Source organism: Streptomyces sp. NPDC101132, assembly GCF_044759225.1.
GTDB lineage: Bacteria > Actinomycetota > Actinomycetes > Streptomycetales > Streptomycetaceae > Streptomyces.
The window spans coordinates 206,209-231,829 of sequence record NZ_JBIVYX010000009.1 but is presented as its reverse complement, the minus strand read 5'-3'; the positions used below and the strand labels follow the sequence as shown (position 1 = coordinate 231,829).

The following is a 25,621-nucleotide window of genomic DNA, read 5'->3' as shown; positions in this document are numbered from 1 at the left end:
GCGCGCCGACAATGAACAGGCCACGGATCGGAGGCGGGACCATGACGGAACGGTCTGTTGCCCTGGGAGGGGCGCACGGGGCCGCGGGGGACGACTGGTACGCGCGGACGCCCGCCGAGGTCCTCGGCGCGTTCGGTGTCGATCCCGGGGCCGGCCTGTCGGCGGACCGGGCCGCGGAACTGCTGAGGGCGCACGGTCCGAACGCGCTCCCCGCGGAGCGGCGGGTCCCGGCCTGGCGCCGCTTCCTCGCCCAGTACCGCAGCTACATGCAACTGGTGCTCGTGGCGGCCGCGATCGTCTCGCTGCTCATCCAGGAGTGGACGACGGCGGTCCTGCTCGTCGTCCTGACGCTGCTGAACGCGGTCGTGGGCCTGCGTCAGGAGGGCAAGGCGGAGAGCGCGATGAACGCGCTCCAGTCGATGCTCAAGGCCACGGCGAGGGTCCGCAGGCAGGGCGTGGAGGCCGAGATCCCGGCCGAGCAGCTGGTCGTCGGCGACATCGTGCTGATCTCGGCCGGGGACCAGGTGGGCGCGGACGGCCGGATCGTCGAGGCCAGTGCCCTGCAGATCGACGAGTCGGCGCTCACCGGCGAGAGCGTGCCCGCCGCCAAGGACACCGGCGCGCTGGCCGGTCCGCTGCCGACGCCCGGGGACCGCACCAACATGGCGTTCATGAACACGCCGGTCACGCACGGCAGCGGCGTGCTGGTCGTCACCGCGACCGGTGCCGACACCGAACTCGGCAAGATCTCCGGGATGCTGGCGGCCACCGAGAAGGAGGTGCCGCCGCTCACCCGGGAGCTCAACACCCTGACGCTGTGGATCACCGCGGCGGCCGGCCTGACCATGATCGTGATGTTCGCCCTGGGGCGGCAGCGGGACCAGGCGTGGGACGCGCTGTTCGTCAGCGCCGTGTCGCTGGCGATCGCGGCGATCCCCGAGGCGCTGCCGACCGTGACCCAGGCGATCCTGTCCGTCGGCAGCCTCAACCTGGCCGAGCGGAACGCGATCGTGAAGGAGCTGCCGTCGGTCGAGACGCTGGCCTTCACCTCGGCCATCAACTCCGACAAGACGGGCACCCTGACGATGAACCAGGTGACCGTCGTCGAGGTGGTGACGCCCACCGACCGGTACACGGTCTCCGGCACGGGCTACGGGCTGGAGGGCCGGGTCCACCACGCGGCGGGGACCGCGGCCGGCGTGGAGGAGGCGGTCCTGCCGTACCTCGTCACCAACGACGCCAAGCTGGTGGACGGCGTGCCGGTGGGCGACCCCACCGAGGCGGCGCTCCTGGTCCTCGGGCACAAGGCCGGCCTGGACGCCGACGCCACCAGGGAGCGCCTCCCCCGGCTCGCCACGCTGCCGTTCGACCCGGGCTACAAGCTGATGGCCACCTTCCACTCCGCGGCGGGCGCCGACGGCCGGGAGGTCGTCCGGTGCTTCGTGAAGGGCGCGGTCCCGGCGGTGACGGCACGGGCGGCGACCGCCCTGGCGGCCGGGGAGACCGTCCCGTGGGACGCGGCCCTGGCCGAGCGGGCCGACGCGCAGACGGAGCGGATGGGCGGCGAGGGCCGCCGGGTGATGGCCGCCGCCACCCGGGACCTCGACCCGGCCGCGTTCGACCCGGCGGGCGACCTGCTCGGATACGTCACCGACCTGCGGGTGACCAGCCTCGTCGGCATGGTCGACCCGCCCCGCGAGGAGGCGAAGGACGCCGTGGCGGGCGCCCAGGCGGCACACATCCGGGTCCGGATGGTCACCGGGGACGACGTCACCACCGGCGCGGCCATCGCCCGTCAGCTCGGGATCCCCGGCGAGGCGGTCCTGGGCGCCGAGTTCGCCGCGATGAGCGAGGAGGAGCAGCTCGCCCGGATCGACGGCATCGGCGTGGTGGGGCGCGTCGCGCCGGAGCACAAGGTGATGCTCGCCGAGACGCTGAAGAAGAAGGGCGAGGTCGTGGCGATGACCGGGGACGGCGTCAACGACGCCCCGGCCATCAAGGCCGCTGACATCGGGATCGCCATGGGCAGCGGCACGGACGTCGCGAAGAACGCGGGCCGCATGATCCTGTCCGACGACAACTTCGCGACCATCGTGTACGCCGTGCGGCAGGGCCGCAGGATCTACGACAACCTCACCAAGTACATCCGCTTCGTCCTGCTCCTGCTGGTGACGTTCGTGCTCACCTTCCTCGGCGCCACCGTCTTCGACATCGCGGCCGGCGAGCCCTTCACGCCGCCGCAGGTGCTGTGGATCCACTTCGTGGTGAACGCGTCCTTCGGCTTCGCGCTCGGCTTCGACCGGGAGAGCCCCGGGCTGATGCGCCGCAGACCGCGCCCCCGCGGGGAGTCGGTGCTCACCCGTCCGGTCCTGGTCACGGTGGGCCTCGCCGGGCTCGCGGTCACCATCCTGCTGCTGGGGCTCGTGAAGCTCGGCGAGGAGCTGTTCGACGGGGTGGGGACCGGCCAGTCCATCGCGTTCACGGCGTTCTCGCTCTGCCTGATCGTGGCGGCGTTCGAGTGCCGAAGCGAGACGGAGTCGGTGCTGACCCCCGCCACCTTCGACAGCCGGCAGATGAACTGGGTGGCGCTGGCCCAGCTGGCGCTCGCCGTGCTGGTGACGCAGCTGGACGGCTTCCGGAACCTGCTCGGGACGACCAGGATCGACGCCCGGCAGTTCGGCTGGGCCGTGCTCGCCGCGCTGGTGCTGCTGGTGCTGTGGGAGCTGGGCAAGTGGCTGGCCAGGCGGGCCGGGCAGGCCGGGCGGGCCGGGCGGGCCGGGGGGACACGATGATCGCCGACCGGCCGAAGCCTCCCGACGAGCCGGAGCCTCCGGAGGAACCCGCGCGCCCGGGCGGACCGGCGCGTCCCGAAGAGCGTCCCCCGGAGCGTCGCGAAGAGCGTCCCCATGAGCGTCCCGGAGAGCGGACGCGCCCCGGAGGACCGGCGCCCGCCGGGGAGGCCGCGCCCTCGCCCTCCCGGAGGCGCCGCCGGTGGACCAGCCTCACGCTGCCCGGCTGCTGGGGCGCCCTGCTGCTGGCCTGCCTGTCGTTCACCCCCTCGCTGCTCCCCCGCGGCGGCGTCCTCCAGGGCCTGATCTGCGGCATCAGCGGGGCCATCGGGTACGGGCTGGGCGTCGTCGCCGCGTACGTGTGGCGCGCGTTCGCCGACCGGGAGGCGCGGCCCGCCTCGCACCGGTCGTGGCAGGTCCTGGTCGTCACCGCCGTCGTGCTGTTCGGGCTCGCCTTCGGGTTCGGCCAGTACTGGCAGCGGGAGATCCGCACGCTCATGGGCGTCACCGACTTCAGCGTCCCGGCCGCCGTCGCCTGCCCGTTCATCGCCCTGCTGGTCTTCTGGCTGCTGCTGTGCGCGGGACGCGGGCTCCGGCGCGCGTACCACGGGGTCGTCGGCCTCCTCGGGCGCTGGATCGGTCCGAAGGCCACCCGGGTGGTCGGCTGGCTCGTGGTGGCGGGTCTGGCCTGGTCCGTGTTCAGCGGCGTGCTGCTCGGCGGCTTCGTCAACGCCGCCAACGAGGCCTTCTCGCTGCGCGACACCGAGACGCCGGAGGGCGTGCACCAGCCCACCTCCACCCTGCGCTCCGGCGGCCCCGGCTCGCTCATCCCGTGGGACACGCTGGGCCGCCAGGGCCGGGCCTTCACCGGCAGCGGCCCGACCGCCGCGGACATCAGCGCGTTCACGCACCGCACGGCCCGCGAGCCCGTACGCGCCTACGCCGGCCTGGACACGGCGGGCAGCGCGGAGGACCGGGCGGAGCGGGCCGTCGCCGACCTCCGGCGGGCGGGCGGCTTCGACCGGGCGAACCTGCTGGTCATGACCACCACCGGGAGCGGCTGGGTCGACCCGGCGGCGGTGGACACGTTCGAGTACCTGGGCGGCGGCGACGCGGCCACCGTCGCGATGCAGTACTCGTACCTGCCGTCGTGGCTGTCGTACCTCGTGGACCAGTCCAAGGCGCGCGAGGCCGGCCGCGAGCTCTTCGACGCGGTGTACGACGTCTGGTCCGGGCTGCCCCAGGACGCGCGGCCGCGGCTGTTCGTGGCGGGCGAGAGCCTCGGCTCGTTCGGCGGCGAGACGGCCTTCAGCGGCGAGTACGACCTGCGCAACCGCACCGCCGGCACCCTCTTCGCCGGACCGCCCAACTTCAACGTCCTGTTCCGGGAGTTCAGCGACCACCGCGAGCCCGGCAGCCCCGAGATCGAGCCCGTCTACAAGGAGGGGCGGACCGTACGCTTCACGGACGGGCCGGCGTCCGGGATCCCGCCCGCGGACCGGCCGTGGGACGGCAGCCGGGTGCTGTACCTGATGCACCCGTCCGACCCGATCGTCTGGTGGAGCCCCGACCTGCTGCTCTCCGAACCCGACTGGATCGGGGAGGCGCCGGGCGGCGACGTGCTCGAAGCGATGGTGTGGATCCCGTTCGTGACGTTCTGGCAGGTCACCGCCGACCTGCCGTTCTCCACCGGGGTGCCGGACGGCCACGGGCACACGTACAAGGCCGAGTACGTCGACGGCTGGAACGCCGTCATGCGGCCCACCGGGTTCACGCCCCAGGACCTGGACCGGCTGAGGGAACTGGTCCGGCCCCAGGACTGAGCGGTGCCGGCCGGCCCCCCTCGGGGGCGGTCAGCGCAGTACGAAGCCGAAGAGGTAGCCGAGCGCGTTGACCGCCCAGTGCAGCCCCATCGGCGCCAGCAGACTGCCGCTGCGGCGCCGCAGTTCACAGAAAAGGACACCCGCGGCGGCCGTGAACAGCACCGCCCCCGCGACCGCGAGCCCGGCCCCCGGCGCCGAGTCGCCGAACACCGAGTTCAGCGCGGGCTTCGCGGTCGACAGGCGCAGCGACGGCAGTACGTGCCACAGCCCGAACAGCACGCTCGACACGGCCGTCGCCCACCCGGCGCCCCGCGCCCGGCCGACCAGCCCGTACAGCACCCCGCGGAACGCGGTCTCCTCCAGCAGGACGGTGCCGAGGGGGACCAGCACGAGTACGCGGAGCGTCAGTTGGCCCGCGTCCATGTCCGCGTAGCGCCGGTCCTCGAACAGCGTCCGGGTGGCCGGCAGCAGGGCCCCGGCCAGGTAGACGGCGCCGACCAGGCCGATCAGCGCCAGCGCCCAGCGGGCACCGCGGCCCAGCGTGCCGGGCGCCAGGCCCGCGTCGGCGAGGGTGCCGCCGGCCAGGAAGAGCACGCCGAGCAGCAGGACGGCCGCGACGACGGACGTCAGCAGGGCGGCCGCACCGGACCACTGGTGGATGAGGACGTTGGCGGCGGCGAGCACGGCCACGGTGAGCGCGACCGCCGGCCAGGTGCCGAGGGGGCCGGGCCACCGGCCGCGCGGGCGGGCGTCCGGGGTGCCGTGGTCCGGATCGCGGGAAGGCACTGCGGAGTCCGTCCTTCCGTCGCCGGCGGTTCGTCTCGGCCCTCCCCGGCCTCCACGCTACCCGCCGGCCCCCCGCCGCGCCCGGCGCCGTGGCCCGGCGGGGCTTGACCTGCGGACCTGCCGCGACGTAGCTTCGGGCGCACTGGTTCGTGAGGTGACGGAAGGGGGCGGCGTCGGATGCCGGTCGTCTTCCCTGCGCCCCGCCCCGCTCACGAGACCGCCTGGACTCCGGGCCGTGTAGCGCACGGCTGCTGAGCAGTCCCCCCTTTCCCGGTGTGCCCGATCGCGGGCCCCGGCCCTTTCGTGTTCTCTGTTTTCCCTGAATTCTCCTGATTCCTCTCACCCGGCCGCGGCACGCGCCGTTGCGTGCCGAGCGCGCGCCGGGTTCTCGAGCTGCGCCACCCGAAACAGAAGGCTGCTGCCATGGCGACCAGAACGAACAGTACGAACGCCCACCGAGAAGAGGTCGTGCGATGACCGCGGCGCGGATCACGGTCAACGGGGCGCAGGCCCCCCTCGCCCCCGCCGCTCCCCACACCACGCTGCTGGACTTCCTGCGCGAGCGCGGCCTGACCGGCGCCAAGGAGGGCTGCGCGGAGGGCGAGTGCGGCGCCTGCTCGGTGCTGGTGGCCCGGCCGGGTGTGGACAGGCCCACGGACTGGGTGGCGGTCAACGCCTGCCTGGTCCCGGCCGCGGCGCTCGACGGCCAGGAGGTCGTCACCTCGGAGGGCCTGGCCACGGGAGGTGCGGACGGTACGCCGCCCACGCTGCACCCGGTGCAGGAGGAGCTGGCCGTGCGCGGCGGCTCCCAATGCGGTTACTGCACGCCGGGGTTCGTGTGCAGCATGGCCGCGGAGTTCTACCGGCCCGGCCGCTGCGCCCACGCCGGGCCCGCCGCCGGTACGGATCCGGCGGGCGGCACGGACGCGGCGGGCGGCACGGACGCGGCCGGCAGCCCGGACCCCGCCCGCGGTACGGATCACGAGCACGGCCCCAACGGCTTCGACCTGCACGCGCTGAGCGGCAACCTGTGCCGCTGCACCGGCTACCGGCCCATCCGCGACGCCGCGTTCGCCGTCGGCGAGCCCGCCGAGGACGACCCACTGGCCCGGCGCCGCGAGCAGGCGCCGCCGGCACCGGCCGCCACCGCGTACACCGCGGACGGCAGCACGTTCCTGCGTCCCACCACCCTCCCGGAGGCGCTGCGCGTGCTGGCCGAGCGTCCCGAGGCCGTGGTGGTCGCGGGCAGCACCGACTGGGGCGTGGAGGTGAACATCCGCTCCCGGCGGGCCGGTTGTGCGGTCGCCGTCGACCGGCTGGCCGAACTGCGGGAACTGCGCTTCGCGTCCGGACACGTCGAGATCGGCGCGGCGTTGACGCTCACCGAGCTCGAACGCCGTCTGGACGGGCGCATCCCCCTGCTGGCGCAGTTGTTCCCCCAGTTCGCGTCCCGGCTGATCCGCAACAGCGCCACCCTGGGCGGCAACCTCGGCACCGGCTCGCCCATCGGCGACGCCCCGCCGGCGCTGCTCGCGCTGGACGCGTCGCTGGTGCTGGCCGGCGCCGACGGCGAGCGCGAGGTGCCGCTCGGCGACTACTTCACCGGCTACCGGCAGAGCGTACGCCGGCCCGGTGAGCTGATCCGCGCCGTGCGGATTCCGCTGCCGCTCGCCCCGGTGACCGCGTTCCACAAGATCGCGAAGCGGCGTTTCGACGACATCTCCAGCGTGGCCGTCGCGTTCGCCCTGGACATCGAGGACGGGACCGTCCGCAGGGCCCGCGTCGGCCTCGGCGGCGTCGCCGCCACCCCCCTCCGCGCCCTGGCCGCCGAGGCGGCCCTGGAGGGCCGGCCGTGGTCGGCGGAGACCGTCGGCGCCGCGGCCGAGGTGCTGCGCACCGAGGGCACCCCGATGGACGACCACCGGGCCAGCGCGGGCTACCGCTCCGCGATGCTCGGCCAGAGCCTGTTGAAGCTGTACGCGCAGACCACCGAGGCGGTGACGTCATGAGCCGACTGTCCGAGCGTCCCGAGAAGCCCGTCGTGGGCGTGTCGATGCCGCACGAGAGCGCGCACCTGCACGTGACCGGCGCGGCGCTCTACACGGACGACCTGGTGCACCGCACGAAGGACGTGCTGCACGCCTACCCGGTGCAGGTCATGAAGGCCCACGGCCGGATCACCGCGCTGCGCACCGCGCCCGCGCTCGCCGTGCCCGGCGTGGTCCGGGTGCTGACCGGGGCCGACGTGCCGGGCGTCAACGACGCCGGCATGAAGCACGACGAGCCGCTCTTCCCCGACGAGGTCATGTTCCACGGCCACGCGGTCGCCTGGGTGCTGGGCGAGACGCTGGAGGCGGCGCGGCTCGGCGCGGAGGCCGTCGAGGTGGAGCTCGACGAGCGGCCCTCCGTGCTCACCCTGCCGGACGCGATCGCCGCGGGCAGCTTCCACGGCGCCCGGCCCGTGATGGAGTCCGGCGACGTGGCGGCCGGCTTCGCCGACTCGGCGCACGTGTTCACCGGCGAGTTCCTCTTCTCCGACCAGGAGCACTTCTACCTGGAGACGCACGCGGCACTCGCCCTGATCGACGAGAACGGGCAGGTGTTCGTCCAGAGCAGCACCCAGCACCCCTCCGAGACCCAGGAGATCGTGGCGCACGTACTGGGCCTGCACAGCCACGAGGTGACGGTGCAGTGCCTGCGCATGGGCGGCGGGTTCGGCGGCAAGGAGATGCAGCCGCACGGCTTCGCGGCCGTCGCCGCGCTCGGCGCCCGGCTGACCGGCCGGCCGGTCCGGGTACGGCTCAACCGCACCCAGGACCTGACCATGTCCGGCAAGCGCCACGGCTTCCACGCCGCGTGGCGGATCGGCTTCGACGCCGAGGGCCGCATCCAGGCCCTGGACGCCACCCTGACCGCGGACGGCGGCTGGAGCCTGGACCTGTCGGAGCCGGTGGTGGCCCGCGCGCTGTGCCACATCGACAACACGTACTGGATCCCGAACGCCCGCGTCACGGGGCGCATCGCCCGGACCAACAAGGTCTCGAACACCGCCTTCCGCGGGTTCGGCGGACCCCAGGGCATGCTGGTCATCGAGGACGTCCTGGGCCGGTGCGCGCCGCTGCTCGGCCTGGACCCGATGGAGCTGCGGGAGCGTAACTTCTACCGGCCGGGGCAGGGCCAGACCACCCCGTACGGGCAGCCGGTCACCCAGGCCGAGCGGATCTCCGTCGTCTGGGACCAGGTGCGCGAGGACGCCGGGCTCGCCGACCGGCAGCGCGAGATCGCGGCCTTCAACGCCGCGCACCCGCACACCAAGCGGGCACTCGCGGTCACCGGCATCAAGTTCGGCATCTCCTTCAACCTCACCGCCTTCAACCAGGGCGGGGCGCTGGTGCTGATCTACAAGGACGGCTCGGTCCTGATCAACCACGGCGGCACCGAGATGGGCCAGGGCCTGCACACGAAGATGCTGCAGGTGGCCGCGACCACGCTGGGCATCCCGCTGCACAAGGTGCGGCTGGCCCCGACCCGGACCGACAAGGTGCCCAACACCTCGGCCACCGCGGCCAGCGCGGGCACCGACCTGAACGGCGCGGCGGTGAAGAACGCCTGCGAGCAGCTGCTGGAGCGGCTGCTGCGGGTGGCCGGCACCCAGCTCGGCGCCAACGCCTCCGACGTGCGGATCACCGAGGGCGTCGCGCGCGTCCTGGGCGGCGACCGGGAGCTGGCCTGGGACGACCTGGTGCGCACCGCGTACTTCCAGCGGGTCCAGCTGTCGGCGGCCGGCTTCTACCGGACGGAAGGGCTGCACTGGGACGCCAAGGCCTTCCGGGGCTCCCCGTTCAAGTACTTCGCGTACGGCGCCGCCGCCGCCGAGGTGGAGGTGGACGGGTTCACCGGGGCGTACCGCATCCGGCGGGTGGACATCGTGCACGACGTGGGCGACAGCCTGTCGCCGATGATCGACGTCGGGCAGGTCGAGGGCGGCTTCGTGCAGGGGGCGGGCTGGCTGACGCTGGAGGACCTGCGCTGGGACACCGGGGACGGACCGAACCGGGGCCGGCTGCTGACCCAGGCGGCCAGCACGTACAAGCTGCCCAGCTTCTCCGAGATGCCCGAGGAGTTCCACGTACGGCTGCTGCAGAACGCCACCGAGGAGGGCGCCGTCTACGGCTCGAAGGCGGTGGGCGAGCCCCCGCTGATGCTGGCGTTCTCGGTGCGGGAGGCGCTGCGGCAGGCCGCCGCCGCGTTCGGGCCCGAGGGGGTCTGCGTCGAGCTCGCCTCCCCCGCGACGCCCGAGGCGGTGTACTGGGCGGTCGAGGCGGCCCGCGCCGGCGGTGCGCGCGGCGACGGCGACGCCCCGGGCGACGGCGCGGGGACGCGCACGGACACCGGCGCCCTGAGCCATGCCTGACACCACCTGGGTGGCCTCGGTCGCGCGGTTGCGGGCGCGCCGGGAACCCGGCGTGCTCGCGACCGTCGCGACCGTGCGCGGCCACGCACCCCGCAAGGCGGGGGCCAAGCTCGTCGTCGGCCGGACCGGCACCTGGGGTTCGATCGGTGGCGGCAACATCGAGGCCGTCGTGATCGACCGGGCCCGGGTCCTGCTCGGCACGCCGGGGGCGGAGCCGGAGCTGCTGGACTTCGCCCTGAACGACAAGGTCACCGGCCCGCACGGCGTGCAGTGCTGCGGCGGCGCCGTCGGCGTGCTGCTCGAACCGCTGCCGACGGTCCCGGCGGTGGCGGTGTTCGGCGTCGGGCACGTGGGGCTGGAGCTGGCCCGCATCCTGGCCCGCCACGACCTCGACCTGCACCTGGTCGACTCGCGGCCGGACATGCTCGCGGAGGAACGGCTGGGCGTGCTCGCGGACGCGGTGGCGCAGGTCCGGGTGCACCACACCCCGCTGCTCCCGGAGGAGGTGCTGGAGCAGCTGCCGGCCGGCACGCACGTCCTGATCATGACGCACGACCACGCGGAGGACGCCGCGCTCTGCGACGCCGCCCTGCGCACGGAGGGCCTCGGCTCGGTCGGACTGATCGGCTCGGCCGCCAAGTGGGCGCGGTTCCGGCAGCGGCTGGCCACCGAGGGCGGCCACGCCGCCGAGGCGATCGACCGGATCAGGACCCCGATCGGGATCGCCGGGATCACCGGCAAGGAACCCGCCACCATCGCGGTGAGCGTCGCGGCGGACCTGCTGCGCCGCTTCGAGGAGGACCGCCCCTAGGCCGTGCTCGCCTGTTCGGGCGACCCCGCCGGACCGGGTCCTCGGGGTCCGGCCGGGTGGGGCCGGGTGGGGCCGGCGGGTGGAATTGCGGCGCGGTGGGGCTGGGGCGGGCGGTCCGCGGGAACACTCCGGCGAACGCCGGCGGGCCGCCGCCGGCACCCGGCCGAGGAGCAGCCGATGGACACCACAGCGGGGGCGCCGCCGCCCCCGGCCGCGTCCCGCCCACGCCGCCTCGGGCCCGTGCTGGGCTGCGCGGCGGCGGCCGTGCTGCTGGCCGGGTGCGGGGCGCCCGCCTCCCGGCAGAACGCGGCGCGGGAGGCCGGCGCCGCCTTCGAGCGCGCCCTGGCCGCCGGTGACCACGCCGCCGCCTGCGCGCTGCTCGCCCCGGTCACGCGGACCCGGCTGGAGGAGCAGGAGGAGCGGCCCTGCGCCGCCGCCCTGGGCGACCAGGACCTGCCGCGTGGCGGTGCGGTGCACGGCACCGAGGTGTACGGGCGCCAGGCGCTGCTGCGGCTGACGGCGGACACGCTGTTCCTCTCGCAGTTCCGGGGCGGCTGGAAGGTGGTGGCCGCGGGGTGCGAGCCGCGCCCCGACCTCCCGTACCGGTGCACGGTGGAAGGGGCCTGAGGTGCGCGCACTGTTCGTCGCCTGCCTGGTCGTGGTCGTGGGCGGGCTCGGCTACTTCATCGCCATCGGGGTGATGCACCGGTGAGCCGCGCGGACGGCGGCCGCGGCCGGCGGCACGGTTTCTGGCGCGACAACAGCCTGACCCTGGTGTTCGGTTCCGCGTTCCTGGTGGTCCTGGCCGGGCAGGCGCTGGCCGGGCACGCCGAGTTCAACGAGGCGCTCGCCGTGGACGGGCTCCAACGGCTCAGCCTCGGCGAGTACCTGATGTCCTCGGACTTCGCCGTGGACGTGAGCGAGAACTGGCAGTCGGAGTTCCTCCAGTTCTTCCTCTACATCTTCGGCACGGTGTGGCTGCTCCAGCGGGGCTCGCCGGAGTCGAAGGAGCTGCACAAGGCGGGGCCGGAGAGCGAGCGGGAGCAGCGCATGGGCCCGCACGCCCGGCCGGAGTCGCCGCGCTGGGCGGGCCGCGGCGGCTGGCGCCAGGCGCTGTACGCGCACTCGCTCGGCACCGTCATGGCCTGCCTGTTCCTGCTCTCGTGGCTGGCGCAGTCCATCGCGGGCGTCGCGGCGTACGACGAGCAGCAGCTGCGGCAGCTGGAGGAGCCGGTCGGCTGGGGCGCGTACCTGGCCTCGGCGGACTTCTGGAACCGCTCGCTGCAGAACTGGCAGTCCGAACTGCTCGCGGTCGCGGCGATGGCGATCCTCTCCGTCTACCTGCGGCAGCGCGGCTCCCCGGAGTCCAAGCCGGTGGGCGCGGCCCACGCGGCCACGGGCGTCGAGGGCTGAACCGGCGGCCGGACCCCGGGCCCGGCCCCGCCCGGCGGGGGGCCGCCGGGCCAAGGACGGACGGGCAGCCTTTTCCGCCCGTCCCGGTGGTCCGGCGGCCCTCCGCCGGGCCGGGTCACGCCGCCCCGGCGGCCCGGCCGGGTCGGGGTTCGCGCGGCGTACGGCGCGTCGCCGGCCTGCGGCGGCGGTGCCCGCCCCCGTGACCTGCGGTTGCCCGCTGCCGCGGCCGCCATGCCCGGCGTGCGTGACGGGCCGCCGTCATCCGGTCGGCCGCGCACCGCGTGCCGCCCCGGCGCGGCGGCGGCAGGCTGTGGGGCACGTGGGCCGCCCCCGCGGCTCCCGTGCCCCGACGCCGTAGGAGGTCAGCCGTGCAGGGTCAGGGTGAGGAAGGCGCGGGTGAGATCGCCGCTCTCCGGGCCAGGATCGCGGCCCTGGAGGCCGAGCAGGCGACCGCGCAGCGGCCACCGCGCGAGCACCACCGGATGCGGGCGCTGCTGTCCACGCTGCTGATCGTCATCGGCTGTGTCCTGGCCCCCCTGGGCATCGTCGCCGCCTGGACCTCCCAGATCGTGGGGAACACCGACCGGTACGTCTCCACGGTCGCGCCGCTCGCCTCCGACCCGGACGTCCAGGAGGCCGTGGCGAACCGGGTCACCAACGCGGTGAAGGAACGGCTCGACCTCGCCACGCTGCTCACGGACGCGGCCCCCGAGGACCGGCCGCTGCTGGAGAAGGCGCTGGGCAAGCTGGGCGGCTCGCTGGAGGACGCGGTCGCCAGCTTCGTGAAGGAGAAGGCGCGGGACGTCGTCGCGTCGGACGCCTTCGAGAACATCTGGACCAACGCCAACCGCACCATCCACACCTCCGTGGTCCGCGCCCTGACCGGCAGCGGCGACGGCGCCGTGGAGATCAAGAACGACACGGTGACGGTGGACCTGGCGCCGGTGGTCGAGCAGGTCAAACAGCGCCTGGTGGACTCCGGGATGAACGTCGCGGCGAAGATCCCCGAGATCCACACCGACTTCACCGTGGTGCAGTCCGAGGACATCGGCCGGGTCAAGACCGGCTTCCGGCTGCTGGAGCTCGCCGGGGTCTGGCTGCCGGTCGTGGCCGTGCTGCTGGTCGTCGCCGGCATCCTGACCTCCGTCCACCGCCGGCGCACCCTGGTCGCGGGGGCGCTGGGCCTCGCGTTCGCCGCCCTCGTCCTGGGCGTCGTGCTGACCGTCTTCCGCACCGTGTACCTGAACGCGCTGCCGGACACGGTGTCCCAGCCGGCCGCCGGCTCGGTGTACGACGCCTTGATCCGCCTGCTGCGCACGACGATCCGCATGGTCGTCGTCCTCGGCGTCGTGGTGGCCCTCGCGGCCTGGCTCTCCGGCCCCGGCCGGTACGCGACGGCGGTCCGCTCGGTGTGGCACTCCGGCATCACCTCGACCCGGGCCGCCGCCGACCGCCTGGGGCTGCGCACCGGCCCGGTGGGCCCGTTCGTCCGGCGGCACCGCACCTGGATCACCTGGGGCCTGGTGGCGGTGGCCGCCCTGGTCTACATCCTGTGGTCCTACCCGACGGGCTGGGTGGTCGTGGGGCTCGCGCTGGCCCTGCTCTTCGCGCTCGCGGTGGCGGAGTTCCTCGCCGCGGACACCCACCCCGACCCGGCGGACCAGCCGGCCGACCGGCTCACGCCGGGACCGCCGGGACCGTCCAGCCCGACCGGCTCATCCGGCCCGACCGGCCCGACCGGCCCGTCCGGCTCAGCCGGCCCGTCCGGCCCGCCCGGCTCGTCCTGACCGCACGGTCTCCGGCGCCCCGTCCCGGCCCGGCGCCCACGGCGCCGCCGTCCGGGCGGGGCGCCGGCGTGCGTCAGGCCGGGGCGTCCCCGGCCGCCCGCACCGCGCCGGGCTGGGCCCCGGGGATCCGCTGGGTGAAGAAGAGGGAGAGCAGCGCGGCGAAGGCGAGGATGCCGAGCGCCGCCTTGAGCCCTTCGATGCGGGCGCTGTCGTTGGCCTCCAGCGCGGCCTCCGTCACGGCCGGGTCCGTGCCGGCCGCGTCGAGCGCGTCCTCCAGTTGCGCGTCGGAGAGGAAGGGGGCGCTGCCGGCGAGGCTGGTGTGCGCCTGGGTCTTCACCCCGGCCGGGACCGCGGGGTTCTGGTCGATGCTGGCGAGGAAGGACGAGGCCAGCACCGCGACCATGATCGAGCCGGCGAGGGCGGTGCCGATCGAGGCGCCGAGGTTGGTGACGGTGTTCTGGACGCCGCCGACCTCGGCGCTCTGCTCGTCCGGTACGGCGGAGACGGTGACGGCGCCGAGCTGGGAGGCGAGCGCGCCGATCCCGAGGCCGATCAGGAGCATCGGGACGGTGACGACCTCCGGGCCGGAGTCCGGGTCGAGCAGGGCCATCAGGACGACGGCGCCGACGAGCATCACCAGGATGCCGAACCGCACGACGCGCCGGGGCGACGCGCGCGGCAGGAACCGCGGGATCCCGACCGCGGCGGCCAGCAGCGTCAGGGAGAGCGGCAGGATCAGCGCGCCCGTGTGGAGGGCGGAGAGGCCGAGCGCCACGGACAGGTAGAGGGGGACGACGAAGAAGACGCCCATCTGGACGAGGTACTGGAAGAGGAAAATGGTGAGGCCGCCGGTGAGCTGCCGGTTCTCCAGCAGGCCGGGGTCGACCAGCGGCTCCGCCCCGCGCTTCACCAGGCGTGCCTCCCAGCGGAAGAACACCCAGACCAGCAGCACGCCGCCGAGCATCAGCCAGACGACGGGCGAGAGGGTGAACCAGGCGGGGCCCCCGGGCTTGGGCCGGAACCAGCCCCATTCGCTGGTGCGCAGCAGGGCGAAGACGAAGAGCCCGATGCCGGCGGCGGACAGGACCGCGCCCGGTACGTCGACGCGCGGGCGGTGGTCCGCCGGGGCGTCCGCGAAACGGCGGGCGAGCACCAGGATGACGAGCACCAGGACCGACTCCCCCGCGAACACCCAGCGCCAGGAGAAGAAGGTGGTGGCCAGGCCGCCGATGAGCGGGCCCACCGCGATGGCCACCGCGGCCGCGGCGGCGACCAGGCCGTAGGCGGCGGGGCGCTGCTCCTTGCCGAAGTTCGAGGCGACGAGCGCCACGATGGCCGGCATGATCAGCGCCGCGCCCACGCCCTCCAGGAACGACCAGCCCACCAGCAGGACGGTCAGGTTGGGGGCGAGGGAGGTGAGCAGGGATCCGCAGCCGTAGACGACGCAGCCGATCATGAAGGCGCGCCGGCGGCCGATGAGGGCGCCGACCTTGCCCCCGCTGATCATGAGCATCGCCATGACGAGGGTGTACGCGGTGATCGCGCCCTGCATGCCGCTCACCGTGGTGCCGACGTCCTCCGCGACGGTGGCGATGGAAACGTTCATCACCGAGCTGTCGAGGGCCATCAGGAACTGACCGGTCGCCAGCGTCAGCAGGACGACCCTCGCGCCCCCCGCCGTGCCGGCCGCATCCGCCTGTGTCATGGCCGCAGACTGTCACGGAAGCGGATGAATCGGACGGATGCTCGCCGGTGGGTTCATCAGACCGGAGGTGGCCTGCGGGGGCGCGGTTCCGGACGTGCGAGCGCCGGGGGCACATGCTGGAATGAAATGACATTTCACCCCATACCGACAGGAGCTGCGCATGAGCAGCGAGGCCGAGACCGCGCCGGGCTTCGGTGACATCGAGGAACTGGGCCCGGTCGACTACGTGGTGGTCGAGTTCCCCGGCAACCGGATGACGGGTGAGGGACTCCCGATCCTCGTCGACCTCGTCGACCGCGGGATCATCCGCATCTTCGACTTCGTCTTCATCCGCAAGGACCTGGACGGCACCGTGACCGCGGTCGAGCTCCAGGACCTGGGCGGCGAGGTCGACCTGTCCGTGTTCGAGGGCGCTTCGTCGGGCCTGCTGGACCAGGGCGACCTGGACGAGGCCGGCAGCGCCCTGGAACCCGGCAACTCGGCCGGGATCATCGTGTACGAGAACACCTGGGCGGCACCGTTCGCCCGTGCCCTGCGGCGCGGCGGGGCGCAGCTCGTCGCGGCCGGACGGATCCCCGTCCAGGCGCTGCTGGCGTCGCTCGACGCCCTGGAAGAGATCTACGACGGGGAGTGAACCCCGGCCCGGCCTGGAGATGAGGATCATGCCCGGACTTCTTCGCGGCGTCGCCCGTACCGCCGTCGTCGCCGGCACCGCCACCGCGGTGTCCAACCGTGTGAGCCGCCGTCAGGCCGGCCGCTGGGCCCGGCAGGAGGAGGAGCAGCAGGCGTACCAGCAGCAGGCCTACCAGCCTCCGCCTCCGCCCCCGGCCCCGGCGCCGCCGGCCGCCGCCGACGAGATGTCGGCCAAGATCGACCAGCTCAAGGAGCTGGGCGCCCTCAAGGAGCAGGGCGTGCTGACCGAGGAGGAGTTCGCCGAGCAGAAGCGGCGCCTGCTGGGCTAGCGGGGCGGCGCGCCGACGGCCCCCGCGACGTGCGGGGGCCGTCGCGCTGCCCACCGTGTCACGGGGACTCGGGCCAGAACGGGAAGTAGTCCGCCTCGCCCTCCCCCGTCGGGCAGATGATGTAGCTGCTCTCCGGCAGCTCGTTCCAGGCGCCGGGCAGGTCGCCCAGCGGTTCCGAGACGACCAGCCGGGTGGTGTCGGAGAGACGCAGGAAGGCCAGGTTCGGGTGGAGCTGGCGGATCTCGTCGGCCCTGCTGCTGTAGAAGAGGGAGCGGGAGCGGCCCTGGGTGGAGTAGCGGAAGGCCCACAGCCGCTCGCCGTCCGAGACCGCGACGGTCATCTGGAGGGGCGACTCCACGCCGTGCTCCTTGCCCAGCCGCTCCACGAAGCCCGCCATCCGGGCCACCGCGCCGGGCACGTCCTGGTCCAGGCCGAAGGTCACCGCGAGGTAGAACATCACCTCGGAGTCCGTGGAGCCCTCGATGGAGGCGAAGAGGGCCGGGTCCACGGCCATGCACAGGTCGCGCCGCAGCCGGTGGAAGTCGGTGATCGCGCCGTTGTGCATCCACAGCCAGCGCCCGTGCCGGAACGGGTGGCAGTTGGTCTGCTGCACCGCCGTGCCGGTCGAGGCCCGGACGTGGGCGAAGAACAGCGGCGAGCGCACGTGCGCGGCGATCTCCCGCAGGTTGCGGTTGTTCCAGGCGGGCCCGATGTCCCGGACGACGCCGGGTTCGGCGTCGCCGTTCGCCCCGTACCAGCCGACGCCGAAGCCGTCGCCGTTGGTGGTCTCCACGCCCAGCTTCGAGTGCAGGCTCTGGTCGATCAGGGAGTGGTCCGGCTTGTACAGGACGTCGTCCAGCAGGACGGGGGCACCGGCGTAGGCCAGCCAGCGGCACATGGCGCGTCCTTTCTCTCGTACGCGCCCGGCGCACGCATCCGGACGCGCGTTCTTCGAGCGTAGTCCAGGACGCCGCGTGCGCCACGGGCGGCGCGGCGGGCGACGTGCGACGCTGGAGGGAGAACGCCGACGAGTGCCCGGGCCCGGCCCGGGGGACTCGGGAGGTCCGATGGGACGGGATGTCCCGGCGCTGGTGTTCACGCGGGAGGACCGGCGCCGCTACCGCAACAAGACGCAGTCCTGCCTCGACGCCCTCGCGCGCATGCTGCGCGAGTCCCGCTTCGACAACGAGCGGCCGCAGGTCGGGCTGGAGATCGAGCTGAACCTGGTGGACGGCACCGGTGAGGCGGCCATGCGGAACGCGGACGTGCTCTCCGCGATCGCCGATCCGGCCTGGGCGACCGAGCTGGGCCAGTTCAACCTGGAGATCAACATTCCGCCGCGGCGGCTGACCGAGGGCGGCCCGGACGCCTGGGAGCGGGAGATCCGGGACGCGCTGAACCACGCCGAGGAACGGGCCGCCGGGGTCGGCGCGCACCTGCTGATGATCGGGATCCTGCCGACGCTGCGGCTGTCGGACGTGGGCGAGCACGCGCTCTCCGAGAACCCGCGCTACCACCTGCTCAACGAGCAGGTCTTCGCGGCCCGCGGCGAGGACCTGCGGCTCGCGCTGGACGGGATCGAGCGGCTGCGCGCGTACGCCGACACGATCACCCCGGAGGCGGCGTGCACCAGTACGCAGTTCCACCTCCAGGTCGCGCCGGAGGAGTTCGCCGCGTACTGGAACGCGGCGCAGGCCATCGCCGGTGTGCAGGTGGCACTGGCGGCGAACTCGCCGTTCCTGTTCGGCAAGGAGCTGTGGCGCGAGACCCGCATCCCGCTGTTCGAGCAGGCCACGGACACCCGCCCGGAGGAGATCAAGGTCCAGGGCGTGCGGCCCCGGGTGTGGTTCGGGGAGCGCTGGATCACCAGCGTGTTCGACCTCTTCGAGGAGAACCAGCGCTACTTCCCCGCGCTGCTGCCGCTGTGCGAGGACGAGGACCCGCACGAGATGCTGGAGGCGGGGGACGTCCCCGAGCTGGCGGAGCTGACGCTGCACAACGGCACGGTGTACCGCTGGAACCGGCCGGTGTACGCCGTCGCGCACGGCAAGCCGCACCTGCGGGTGGAGAACCGGGTGCTGCCGGCCGGCCCGACGGTCGCCGACACCCTCGCCAACGGCGCCTTCTACTACGGGCTGACCCGCGCGCTCGTGGAGGAGGAGCGCCCGGTGTGGTCCCGGATGTCCTTCGCGGCCGCCGAGGACAACCTGCACGCGGCCGCCCGGCACGGCATGGACGCGGCCCTGTACTGGCCGGGCATGGGCGAGGTGCCCCCGGCCGAACTCGTGCTGCGCCGGCTGCTGCCCCTGGCGCACCGGGGGCTGGCGGCGGCGGGCATGGACGACGCCTGGCGGGAGCCGCTGCTGGGCGTGATCGAGCAGCGCTGTGTGACCGGGCGCAACGGGGCGACCTGGCAGGCGGAGATGTTCCACCACCTGGACGACACGCTGCACCGCGACCGGCACGAGGCACTGCGCCGGATGACCTGCCAGTACATGGAGTTCATGCACCTCAACGCCCCGGTGCACACCTGGCCGGTGGACTGACCGCGGTGCCCGGCGGCCCGTGGCCGGGCCGGCTCACGCGTCCTGGATGCGCCGGAACGGGCGGTCCGCCTCCAGGGCGAACGCGACCTCCAGCAGCAGGCGTTCGCTGCCGGGCCGGCCGGAGAACATGACCCCCACGGGCAGCCCGTCCTCGGTCGCCCGCGCGGCCGGCACCGACACCGACGGCGTGCCGACGACGTTGTTGAGCGGGGTGAAGGCCACGTAGGCGAGGATCCGCTCGACCAGCTCCCGGTACGGGACGTCCGGGCTGAGGCGCCCGATCGCGGGGGTGGTGTGCGCGAGGACGGGCGAGAGCACGAGGTCGATCCCGCGGAACGCCGCCGCGTACGCCTCCTTGGTGCGCCTGAGCCGGCGCAGCACGCCCGGGGTGCCGCGCCAGTGTCCCAGGTACTCCTCGCGGAGCCCCCGGCTGAGCCCGTCCATGCGGTGCCGGTCGAAGTCCGGGCCGAAGGTGCGGCCGGTGGCGCCGATGAGGAAGGAGAGCAGTCCCCAGTAGGTGAGGAAGTCGTCGGTGAAGCGGGGGTCGACGGTCACCTCGACGGGCTGCACGCGGTGGCCCAGCGCCTCCAGTCGGGCCGCGGTCTCCGTGACGGCCGCCCGGGTGGTGGCGTCGGCGTCGACCCCGTTCGGCGAGTCGACGAGGAAGCCGATGCGCAGCGGCCGGTCGGAGGGGCCCTCGACCAGGCCCACCGGCGGCAGCTTCGGGTTGCGCCAGTGGGCCTCGGCGGCGGCCAGCCAGGCCGCGGAGTCCCGTACGGAGCGGCTGACGATCCCGTCGGAGACGATGTCCAGCGGGAGTTGGCGGCTCTGGGCGTTGCGCACGACGCGGCCCCGGGTCGGCTTGAGCCCGACGAGGCCGCAGCAGGCGGCGGGTATCCGTATCGAGCCGCCGCCGTCGTTGGCGTGCGCGATCGGCACGGCTCCGGCGGCGACGAGGGCGGCGCTGCCGCCGGAGGAGCCGCCCGCGGAGTGGCCGGTGTGCCAGGGGTTGCGTACGGGCTCCGCGCCCTCGTACTCCGTGGTCGGGCTGAAGCCGAACTCGGGCAGCCGGGTCTTGCCGAGCACCGTGACGCCGCTGCTCAGGAGCTGCCGGGCGAAGGGGGCGTGCCGGCGCGCGGTCCGCGGGGTGAAGGCGGCACTGCCGTGGCCCGTGGGCAGGCCCCGGTAGTCGGTGTTGTCCTTGACGAAGGTCGGTACGCCGGCGAAGGCACCGGCCGTCCCGCCCGCGGGCTCCGGGGTGTCGGCGTACACCTGGACGGCGCGCAGCCGCGCGTCGACGGCCCGTACCCGCTCCGCCGCGTCCCGGGCGGCCTCGGCGGCGCCGACCTCGCCGCGCCGGATCGCCGCCGCGAGCCCGACGGCGTCGTGCTCCCCCAGCGCGTCGTCCCTGAAGGCGTGCACCGTGGGCCGTTCCTCGAAACTCGTCACCGCTACCTCAGCACCTCGGGCGTGTGGATGGTCGCCGCCATCATTGCCTACCGTCGGGTAACACGCGAGGCTTCCGCGGGATCCTGGACGGAATCCCCGGGGCCGGCCTTGGCCGCACGCGGGTGCCGGGGCGCGCCGGCCGGTGGGGCGCGCCGGCCGCCGCCGCGCGCGGGACCCGCACCGCGCGGCTGCCGGGGTACCGTCGTCCCGTGACGATCACCTACCGCGTGGCGCGCCCCGGGGACGCCGGCCCCATCGAGGCCCTGGACGGCTCCTTCACCACCGATGCCGTCCTGGACGTGGTCGTCACGTCCGACGGCTTCGGCATCCGCGAGCGCGCCGTGGACCCGCCGGTGCGCAAGGTCTTCCCGCCCGAGGAGCACGACGAGCAGTCGCCGGGCGCGGACGTGGCCGCCGACGAGCGGACCGTGGTCGCCCTCGACGGCGGCGAGGACGGGCGGGTGTGCGGCTTCGTGGCGGTCCGGTACGCGCCCTGGAACCGGCGGCTGACCGTCGAGGACATCGAGGTCGCCCCGGAACACCGCGGCCGCGGCATCGGCCGGGCCCTCATGGAGCACGCGGCGGAGTTCGGGCGGGAGCGGGGGGCCGAGCACCTGTGGCTGGAGGTCTCCAGCGTCAACGTCCCCGCGGTGCGGGCCTACCGGCGCCTGGGCTTCGCCTTCTGCGGGCTCGACACCCATCTGTACGACGGCACCCCGGCGGCGGGCGAGACCGCGCTGTACATGAGCCGCCCCTGCGGCTGACCGGGAGGGAACGGGGTGCGACTTCAGGAGGATGCGCGGCCCCTCCGCGCGGGGGACATGCGGTAGTTCCCGGAGTTGACGATCCGTCCGTTTCCGCCGCATAGCTTCGTGGTCATGAACCGACGCCACGCGGCTGCCGCCGCCGCACTCCTCGCCTTAATCCTGCCGCTGCCGATCGCCGCCTCCGCGGCCGCCGCTCCCGTCCCGGTGACGGCCTCCGCGTCCGCCTCGGCGCCGGCCGGCGCAACCGCCGCCGCCACCGGGCCGCGGGCGACGGCCCGGATCGAACTCCCCCGGCCCACCGGCCGGTTCGCCGTGGGCCAGGAGACCCTGCACCTGGCCGACCGCACCCGTACCGACCCGTGGGCCGGCAGCGGGCCGCGCGAGCTGATGGTCACCATGCGGTACCCGGCCGTACGGGGCACCGGCGGGCCGGTGCGGTACCTCACCCACGAGGAGGCCCGGCTGCTGCTGGCCGCCCGGGAGCTGGACGAGGTGGTGCCGGCCGAGACCCTCGCCGGTACGGTCGCCCACGCGCGGGAGGGGGCGCGCGCCCTCCCCGGCCGCCACCCCCTGGTCGTCCTGTCCCCCGGCTTCACCGTGCACCGCGCCACGCTGACCTCCCTGGCCGAGGAACTCGCCTCCCGGGGCTACGTCGTGGCCTCGGTGGACCACGCGTACGAGAGCGTCGGCACCGCCTTCCCGGGGGGCCGGGTGCTGGAATGCCTGGCGTGCACCCGGGTCGGCGAGGATCCCTCGGGCTACCGGGCCGTCAGCGACGGCCGGGCCCGCGACGTGTCGTTCCTCCTGGACCGCCTGACCGGCCGGCACCCGGCCTGGGGCAAGTCCCACCTGATCGACCGCGGGCGGATCGCGATGGCCGGGCACTCGATCGGCGGGGCGGGCACGGCCGCGGCCATGGCCGCCGACCCGCGGATCCGCGCCGGGGTCGACATGGACGGCACCCTGTTCACCCCGGTGCCGGAGAAGGGGCTGGGCGGCCGCCCGTTCATGCTGCTCGCCGCCGCCGACGGGGCTCCGGGCGGGGAGGCCAGCTGGGACCGGGACTGGCCGCGCCTCGACGGCTGGAAGCGCTGGATCAGCTTCAAGGGCGCGGACCACTTCACGTTCACCGACGTCCCGTCCATCGGCGACCAGCTGGGGCTGCCGGACCTGGAGTCCCCGCTGTCCGGGGCCCGTTCGGTGCAGCTGACCCGCGCGTTCGTCGGTGCCTTCATGGACCGCCACCTCAAGGGCGTCCCGCAGCCGCTGCTGCGCGGCCCGTCCGCCGAGGCCCCCGAGGCGGTCTTCCACCGGCCGTGACGGGCTCCCGGCGCGGGTCCCTCCGCCCCGGCCACGGGTGACGTGTCACGGACCCGGCGTCACGGACCCCGGGTCACGGACCACGGGTCACGGTGGTGACTCCGCCGGGGGCGGGTCCGGCCCCGGCCGCCGGCCGGGGGCCGGCCGGCGGGGCGCCGGGCCGTCGGGTTCCGGGGCTCCGTGCCCCGGCGACCCGGGCCGCGGCGGTCCGGGCTCCGGTGGGCCGGGCGGTGCCGGCCCGGGCTCCGACGCCTCCGGAGGCGGTGGCGCGTACCCCGGCGCGGCGGGGGCGGCCGGATCCGCGGCCGCCGGATCCGCGGCCGCGGCCGTGCGCCGGAGCTGGCCGACCACGGTCTTCAGCACCGCGACCAGCGGGACGGCCACCACCGCACCGCCGATCCCCGCGACCGTGCCGCCCGCGGAGACGGCCAGGACGACGCCCAGCGGATGCACCCGGACGGCCCGGCCGAGGATGAACGGCTGCAGGACGTGGCCCTCGATCTGCTGGACGAGCAGCACGACCATCAGCACCATCGCGGCGGCGAACAGCCCTTCCGTGACGAGGGCGACGACCACCGCGAGGGCCCCCGAGACCACGGCGCCCACCAGGGGGATGAACGAGAAGAGGAAGATGAAGACGCCGAGGGGCACGGCCAGCGGCACCCCGAGGAAGTACACCCCGAGCCCGATGAACACCGCGTCGACCAGGGCCACGATCACGGTTCCGCGGACGTAGCCGGTCAGCGTCGCCCAGGCGGCCGGTCCGCAGTCGGCCACGGCGGGCCGGGCGGCGGCCGGTACGGCGATGAGGCTCCAGCGCCAGATGCGCGGCCCGTCGTACAGCAGGAACAGGGTCGAGAAGATCGCCAGGAGGATGCCGGTGAGCACCTCCACGAGCACCGTGACGCCCTGCAGGCCGCGGGAGGCGATCCCGCCGCCGGAGGCCAGGCCGTCGCTCAGGCTGTCGGCGACGGAGTTGATCTGCTTCTCCGTGACGTGCAGCGGGCTGCGCAGCAGCCACTGCTTCAGCTCTTCGACGCCCTCGCGGACCCGTGCGGTGAGCACGTCCGCGTTGTCCATGACCTGCCAGACCACGAACCAGCCGGCCAGGCCGAGGAGTACGAAGCCGCAGAGCGCCGTCAGCGCGGTCGCCGGGCCGCGCGGCAGACCGTGCCGGTGCAGCCGGGCCCCGGTCGGCTGGAGCAGGGCCGTGACGAGGAGCGCCACGGCGAAGGCGAGCACCACGATGCGCAGCGCCGAGACCACGCGGAACAGCACCCAGAGGCCGCCCGCGATGACCAGGAGCCGCCAGGCCGCCTCGGCGGCCACCCGCAGCCCCCAGGGGATGGCCTCCGACGGCGGGATGCGGGACGGCGGTCCGGCCCGGGCCCGGGCGGCTCCGGCCGCGGTGACGGGTCCCCCGTCCACGGCACCGGCGCCGTCACCGTCGGCCGTGCGCAGGCGCGCCCGGAGGGCGGCGGCCGTGGGGCCCAGCCGCCCTCGCCAGCGGTGGTCGTCCGTGCCGGTCATGGCCGCCGGGCCGGTGCCGGGTCACCAGTAGTGGTTCCGGCCGCCCACCGCGTGGCCCATGGAGCCCATGATCCAGAGGATGGCGCCGAGGACGAGCAGGATGATGCCGATCGTCCAGAGGATGGAGATGCCCAGCGCCCAGCCGAGCACCAGCAGGATGAGACCGAGGATGATCATTTCTGTTCTCCACTCCGGGGCGGCGGGCGCTGCCGGGCGGACACCCGGACGGGCCCCGGCCCCTCTCGCAGAGCCGCTGCTACCCGCTTCCGGCCCCGGCATGCGGGTGGCGTCGCCCGCTCCCGGGGCCACCGCCTGGCCCCTGTCCCGGATCAGGGCCTAGTCGGGCGGCTCGGGTACGGGCTCCTCCGCGGGCCCCGGGCCCGGCGGGGGTTCGCCGGGCGGGCCCGACGGGGGCGCGGGCCGCGGGTCGTGCGGCACCGGATCGGGCTCGGAGGGGACGGGTTCGGGCCCCTCGGGTTCCGGCTCGGTCGCTTGCGTCACCGTTCCTTCACTCCTCTCGCTCACTCCTGCGGCGCGCCGCGCCGCCGGAGCGGCACGCCGGCCGGGCGACCCGCGCGTGTCGCCGGGTCGCCGGTGTTCGTTCCGTCGGCGCGCGGCTGCCCGGGGACCGCGGGGGTATGCCCCGCGCTACGGGTGGAGGCGGTCGACGAGCGCGGCCAGGGCCTTCGCCAGGGCGTCGGCTCCCGGTCCGGCAGGCCCACCCGGCCGCGACTGGTAGAGGTCCCGGCGGATCTCCACCATCAGGGCGCCCACCCGGTCGTCCCGGCCGTAGTACCGCAGCGGCACGTACGTGCCGGCGAAGGGGCTGTCCAGGCCGGTGCCGCCGAATCCGGCGAACGCCTCCTCGGCCGCGGCGAGCAGCCCGGCCGGCGTGTGGAAGGCGTCCGTGCCCAGGCAGACCGGCGGCCGCGCGCCGTCGCCGTGCAGCTCGTACGGGAGGGCCCGCGCGGGATACGAGTGGACGTCGACGACCAGGGCCCGCCCGGTGGCGGCCAGCCGCTCCTCGACGGCACGGGTCATGGCCTCCGCGTACGGGTGGAAGTAGCGGTCGAGCAGCGGCCCGTCGTCGAAGCCCTCCGGGCGCAGCGGTTCGCGGTGGGTGGTGCGGGTGTACACCGCGCCCATGCCCACGGACCGCATCTCCTCGCGGTCGTCGGGGAACCGCTCGGGGTCGACGACCAGCCGGGACAGCCGGTTCACGAACCGCCAGGGCGTGACGGCGCAGGCGGCCGCGGCCCGTGCGGCGATCAGGTCGGTGTGGGCGTCGGTGATGTGGTCCAGTTCCCGCTCCAGCGCCCGGTCGTCCAGCACGATGCCGGCACGCACGGCCGCCGGTACGGCCCGGGAGGCGTGCGGCACGTGGAGGATCACCGGCGACGCGGCCGCGCCGGGCAGCAGGGCGAAGGACTCCCGGCCGGACGCCGGCCCGGACCCGGACGCGGAGGCCGACTCGGACTCGGGCCCGGGCAGGGGCAGGGACTCGGGCACGTGGCTCATC

20 protein-coding genes are annotated in these 25,621 nt (G+C 74.6%); 13 read left to right on the top strand and 7 right to left on the bottom strand.

Going from position 1 to position 25,621, the window contains the following annotated elements; translation table 11 throughout:
- Nucleotides 1–41 precede the first annotated feature (41 nt).
- Both ACIQUR_RS22230 and ACIQUR_RS22225 read left to right on the top strand, forming a co-directional pair.
- Nucleotides 42–2,792, top strand: a complete 2,751-nt coding sequence (locus ACIQUR_RS22230) for a cation-translocating P-type ATPase (RefSeq protein WP_403666789.1) — start codon at nt 42–44, stop codon at nt 2,790–2,792.
- Nucleotides 2,789–4,612: an alpha/beta hydrolase gene (locus ACIQUR_RS22225; RefSeq protein ID WP_403666786.1), complete on the top strand. Its 1,824-nt coding sequence runs from the start codon at nt 2,789–2,791 to the stop codon at nt 4,610–4,612. The genes ACIQUR_RS22230 and ACIQUR_RS22225 overlap by 4 nt, the downstream gene beginning before the upstream one ends.
- 30 nt (nt 4,613–4,642) lie before the next feature.
- On the opposite strand, the gene ACIQUR_RS22220 is transcribed toward ACIQUR_RS22225, so the two are convergent.
- The gene (locus ACIQUR_RS22220; RefSeq protein ID WP_403666784.1) at nt 4,643–5,398 is read right to left on the bottom strand and encodes a lysostaphin resistance A-like protein; all 756 of its coding nucleotides are present in this window, start codon (nt 5,396–5,398) and stop codon (nt 4,643–4,645) included.
- A 473-nt stretch (nt 5,399–5,871) separates the two neighbouring features.
- On the opposite strand from ACIQUR_RS22220, the gene ACIQUR_RS22215 reads away from it, so the two are divergent.
- From ACIQUR_RS22215 to ACIQUR_RS22190, 6 genes are all read left to right on the top strand, one after another.
- Complete coding sequence (locus ACIQUR_RS22215; protein WP_403666781.1) at nt 5,872–7,407, top strand: xanthine dehydrogenase small subunit; 1,536 nt, start codon at nt 5,872–5,874, stop codon at nt 7,405–7,407.
- Nucleotides 7,404–9,812, top strand: a complete 2,409-nt coding sequence (gene xdhB / locus ACIQUR_RS22210; RefSeq protein ID WP_403666779.1) for a xanthine dehydrogenase molybdopterin binding subunit — start codon at nt 7,404–7,406, stop codon at nt 9,810–9,812. Before ACIQUR_RS22215 ends, xdhB begins: the two co-directional genes overlap by 4 nt.
- On the top strand, nt 9,805–10,623 hold the full coding sequence (gene xdhC, locus ACIQUR_RS22205) for a xanthine dehydrogenase accessory protein XdhC (protein WP_403666776.1): 819 nt from the start codon (nt 9,805–9,807) through the stop codon (nt 10,621–10,623). The genes xdhB and xdhC overlap by 8 nt, the downstream gene beginning before the upstream one ends.
- 177 nt (nt 10,624–10,800) lie before the next feature.
- On the top strand, nt 10,801–11,250 hold the full coding sequence (locus tag ACIQUR_RS22200; RefSeq protein ID WP_403666773.1) for a hypothetical protein: 450 nt from the start codon (nt 10,801–10,803) through the stop codon (nt 11,248–11,250).
- 81 nt (nt 11,251–11,331) lie between these two features.
- Nucleotides 11,332–12,036 carry a DUF6766 family protein gene (locus ACIQUR_RS22195; protein WP_403666770.1) on the top strand — a complete coding sequence of 235 codons (705 nt, stop codon included), beginning with the start codon at nt 11,332–11,334 and terminating at the stop codon, nt 12,034–12,036.
- A gap of 368 nt (nt 12,037–12,404) precedes the next feature.
- Entirely contained in the window at nt 12,405–13,823 is a 1,419-nt protein-coding gene (locus ACIQUR_RS22190; protein WP_403666767.1) for a hypothetical protein, read from the top strand.
- Nucleotides 13,824–13,896: 73 nt separating this feature from the next.
- Here the strand turns inward: ACIQUR_RS22190 and ACIQUR_RS22185 are convergent, their stop codons facing one another.
- Nucleotides 13,897–15,528 (bottom strand): MFS transporter, encoded by a 1,632-nt coding sequence (locus ACIQUR_RS22185; RefSeq protein WP_403666764.1) that lies wholly within the window; start codon nt 15,526–15,528, stop codon nt 13,897–13,899.
- 160 nt (nt 15,529–15,688) lie between these two features.
- Between ACIQUR_RS22185 and ACIQUR_RS22180 the strand changes: the two genes are divergently transcribed.
- Together ACIQUR_RS22180 and ACIQUR_RS22175 are read left to right on the top strand one after the other, a co-directional pair.
- Entirely contained in the window at nt 15,689–16,162 is a 474-nt protein-coding gene (locus ACIQUR_RS22180; protein ID WP_403666761.1) for a DUF6325 family protein, read from the top strand.
- A 28-nt stretch (nt 16,163–16,190) separates the two neighbouring features.
- Nucleotides 16,191–16,490 (top strand): SHOCT domain-containing protein, encoded by a 300-nt coding sequence (locus ACIQUR_RS22175; RefSeq protein WP_403666759.1) that lies wholly within the window; start codon nt 16,191–16,193, stop codon nt 16,488–16,490.
- Nucleotides 16,491–16,548: 58 nt separating this feature from the next.
- Here ACIQUR_RS22175 and ACIQUR_RS22170 read toward each other — a convergent pair whose 3' ends face one another.
- On the bottom strand, nt 16,549–17,388 hold the full coding sequence (locus tag ACIQUR_RS22170; protein ID WP_403666756.1) for a class II glutamine amidotransferase: 840 nt from the start codon (nt 17,386–17,388) through the stop codon (nt 16,549–16,551).
- Between the two features lie 169 nt (nt 17,389–17,557).
- On the opposite strand from ACIQUR_RS22170, the gene ACIQUR_RS22165 reads away from it, so the two are divergent.
- Nucleotides 17,558–19,036: a glutamate-cysteine ligase family protein gene (locus ACIQUR_RS22165; protein ID WP_403666753.1), complete on the top strand. Its 1,479-nt coding sequence runs from the start codon at nt 17,558–17,560 to the stop codon at nt 19,034–19,036.
- Nucleotides 19,037–19,069: 33 nt separating this feature from the next.
- Here the strand turns inward: ACIQUR_RS22165 and ACIQUR_RS22160 are convergent, their stop codons facing one another.
- On the bottom strand, nt 19,070–20,485 hold the full coding sequence (locus ACIQUR_RS22160) for an amidase (protein WP_403666750.1): 1,416 nt from the start codon (nt 20,483–20,485) through the stop codon (nt 19,070–19,072).
- A gap of 209 nt (nt 20,486–20,694) precedes the next feature.
- Here ACIQUR_RS22160 and ACIQUR_RS22155 point away from each other — a divergent pair, with 209 nt between their 5' ends.
- On the top strand, nt 20,695–21,249 hold the full coding sequence (locus ACIQUR_RS22155) for a GNAT family N-acetyltransferase (protein WP_403666747.1): 555 nt from the start codon (nt 20,695–20,697) through the stop codon (nt 21,247–21,249).
- Nucleotides 21,250–21,363: 114 nt separating this feature from the next.
- Nucleotides 21,364–22,572: an alpha/beta hydrolase family protein gene (locus ACIQUR_RS22150; protein WP_403666744.1), complete on the top strand. Its 1,209-nt coding sequence runs from the start codon at nt 21,364–21,366 to the stop codon at nt 22,570–22,572.
- An 87-nt stretch (nt 22,573–22,659) separates the two neighbouring features.
- Here ACIQUR_RS22150 and ACIQUR_RS22145 read toward each other — a convergent pair whose 3' ends face one another.
- The 3 genes from ACIQUR_RS22145 to ACIQUR_RS22135 all read right to left on the bottom strand — a co-directional run bounded on the left by ACIQUR_RS22145 (nt 22,660) and on the right by ACIQUR_RS22135 (nt 25,620).
- Entirely contained in the window at nt 22,660–24,102 is a 1,443-nt protein-coding gene (locus tag ACIQUR_RS22145; RefSeq protein ID WP_403666741.1) for an AI-2E family transporter, read from the bottom strand.
- A 21-nt stretch (nt 24,103–24,123) separates the two neighbouring features.
- Complete coding sequence (locus ACIQUR_RS22140) at nt 24,124–24,279, bottom strand: DUF6131 family protein (protein ID WP_403666738.1); 156 nt, start codon at nt 24,277–24,279, stop codon at nt 24,124–24,126.
- A 471-nt stretch (nt 24,280–24,750) separates the two neighbouring features.
- Complete coding sequence (locus ACIQUR_RS22135; protein ID WP_403666736.1) at nt 24,751–25,620, bottom strand: N-formylglutamate amidohydrolase; 870 nt, start codon at nt 25,618–25,620, stop codon at nt 24,751–24,753.
- Nucleotide 25,621 lies beyond the last annotated feature (1 nt).

Coding starts and splice junctions, on each gene's coding strand:
- ACIQUR_RS22175 (WP_403666759.1), top strand. CDS start 16,191: ATGCCCGGACTTCTTCGCGGCGTCGCCCGTACCGCCGTCGTCGCCGGC.
- ACIQUR_RS22165 (WP_403666753.1), top strand. CDS start 17,558: ATGGGACGGGATGTCCCGGCGCTGGTGTTCACGCGGGAGGACCGGCGC.
- ACIQUR_RS22140 (WP_403666738.1), bottom strand. CDS start 24,279: ATGATCATCCTCGGTCTCATCCTGCTGGTGCTCGGCTGGGCGCTGGGC.
- xdhC (WP_403666776.1), top strand. CDS start 9,805: ATGCCTGACACCACCTGGGTGGCCTCGGTCGCGCGGTTGCGGGCGCGC.
- ACIQUR_RS22225 (WP_403666786.1), top strand. CDS start 2,789: ATGATCGCCGACCGGCCGAAGCCTCCCGACGAGCCGGAGCCTCCGGAG.
- ACIQUR_RS22135 (WP_403666736.1), bottom strand. CDS start 25,620: ATGAGCCACGTGCCCGAGTCCCTGCCCCTGCCCGGGCCCGAGTCCGAG.
- ACIQUR_RS22230 (WP_403666789.1), top strand. CDS start 42: ATGACGGAACGGTCTGTTGCCCTGGGAGGGGCGCACGGGGCCGCGGGG.
- ACIQUR_RS22170 (WP_403666756.1), bottom strand. CDS start 17,388: ATGTGCCGCTGGCTGGCCTACGCCGGTGCCCCCGTCCTGCTGGACGAC.
- ACIQUR_RS22215 (WP_403666781.1), top strand. CDS start 5,872: ATGACCGCGGCGCGGATCACGGTCAACGGGGCGCAGGCCCCCCTCGCC.
- ACIQUR_RS22180 (WP_403666761.1), top strand. CDS start 15,689: ATGAGCAGCGAGGCCGAGACCGCGCCGGGCTTCGGTGACATCGAGGAA.
- ACIQUR_RS22200 (WP_403666773.1), top strand. CDS start 10,801: ATGGACACCACAGCGGGGGCGCCGCCGCCCCCGGCCGCGTCCCGCCCA.
- xdhB (WP_403666779.1), top strand. CDS start 7,404: ATGAGCCGACTGTCCGAGCGTCCCGAGAAGCCCGTCGTGGGCGTGTCG.
- ACIQUR_RS22145 (WP_403666741.1), bottom strand. CDS start 24,102: ATGACCGGCACGGACGACCACCGCTGGCGAGGGCGGCTGGGCCCCACG.
- ACIQUR_RS22185 (WP_403666764.1), bottom strand. CDS start 15,528: ATGACACAGGCGGATGCGGCCGGCACGGCGGGGGGCGCGAGGGTCGTC.
- ACIQUR_RS22150 (WP_403666744.1), top strand. CDS start 21,364: ATGAACCGACGCCACGCGGCTGCCGCCGCCGCACTCCTCGCCTTAATC.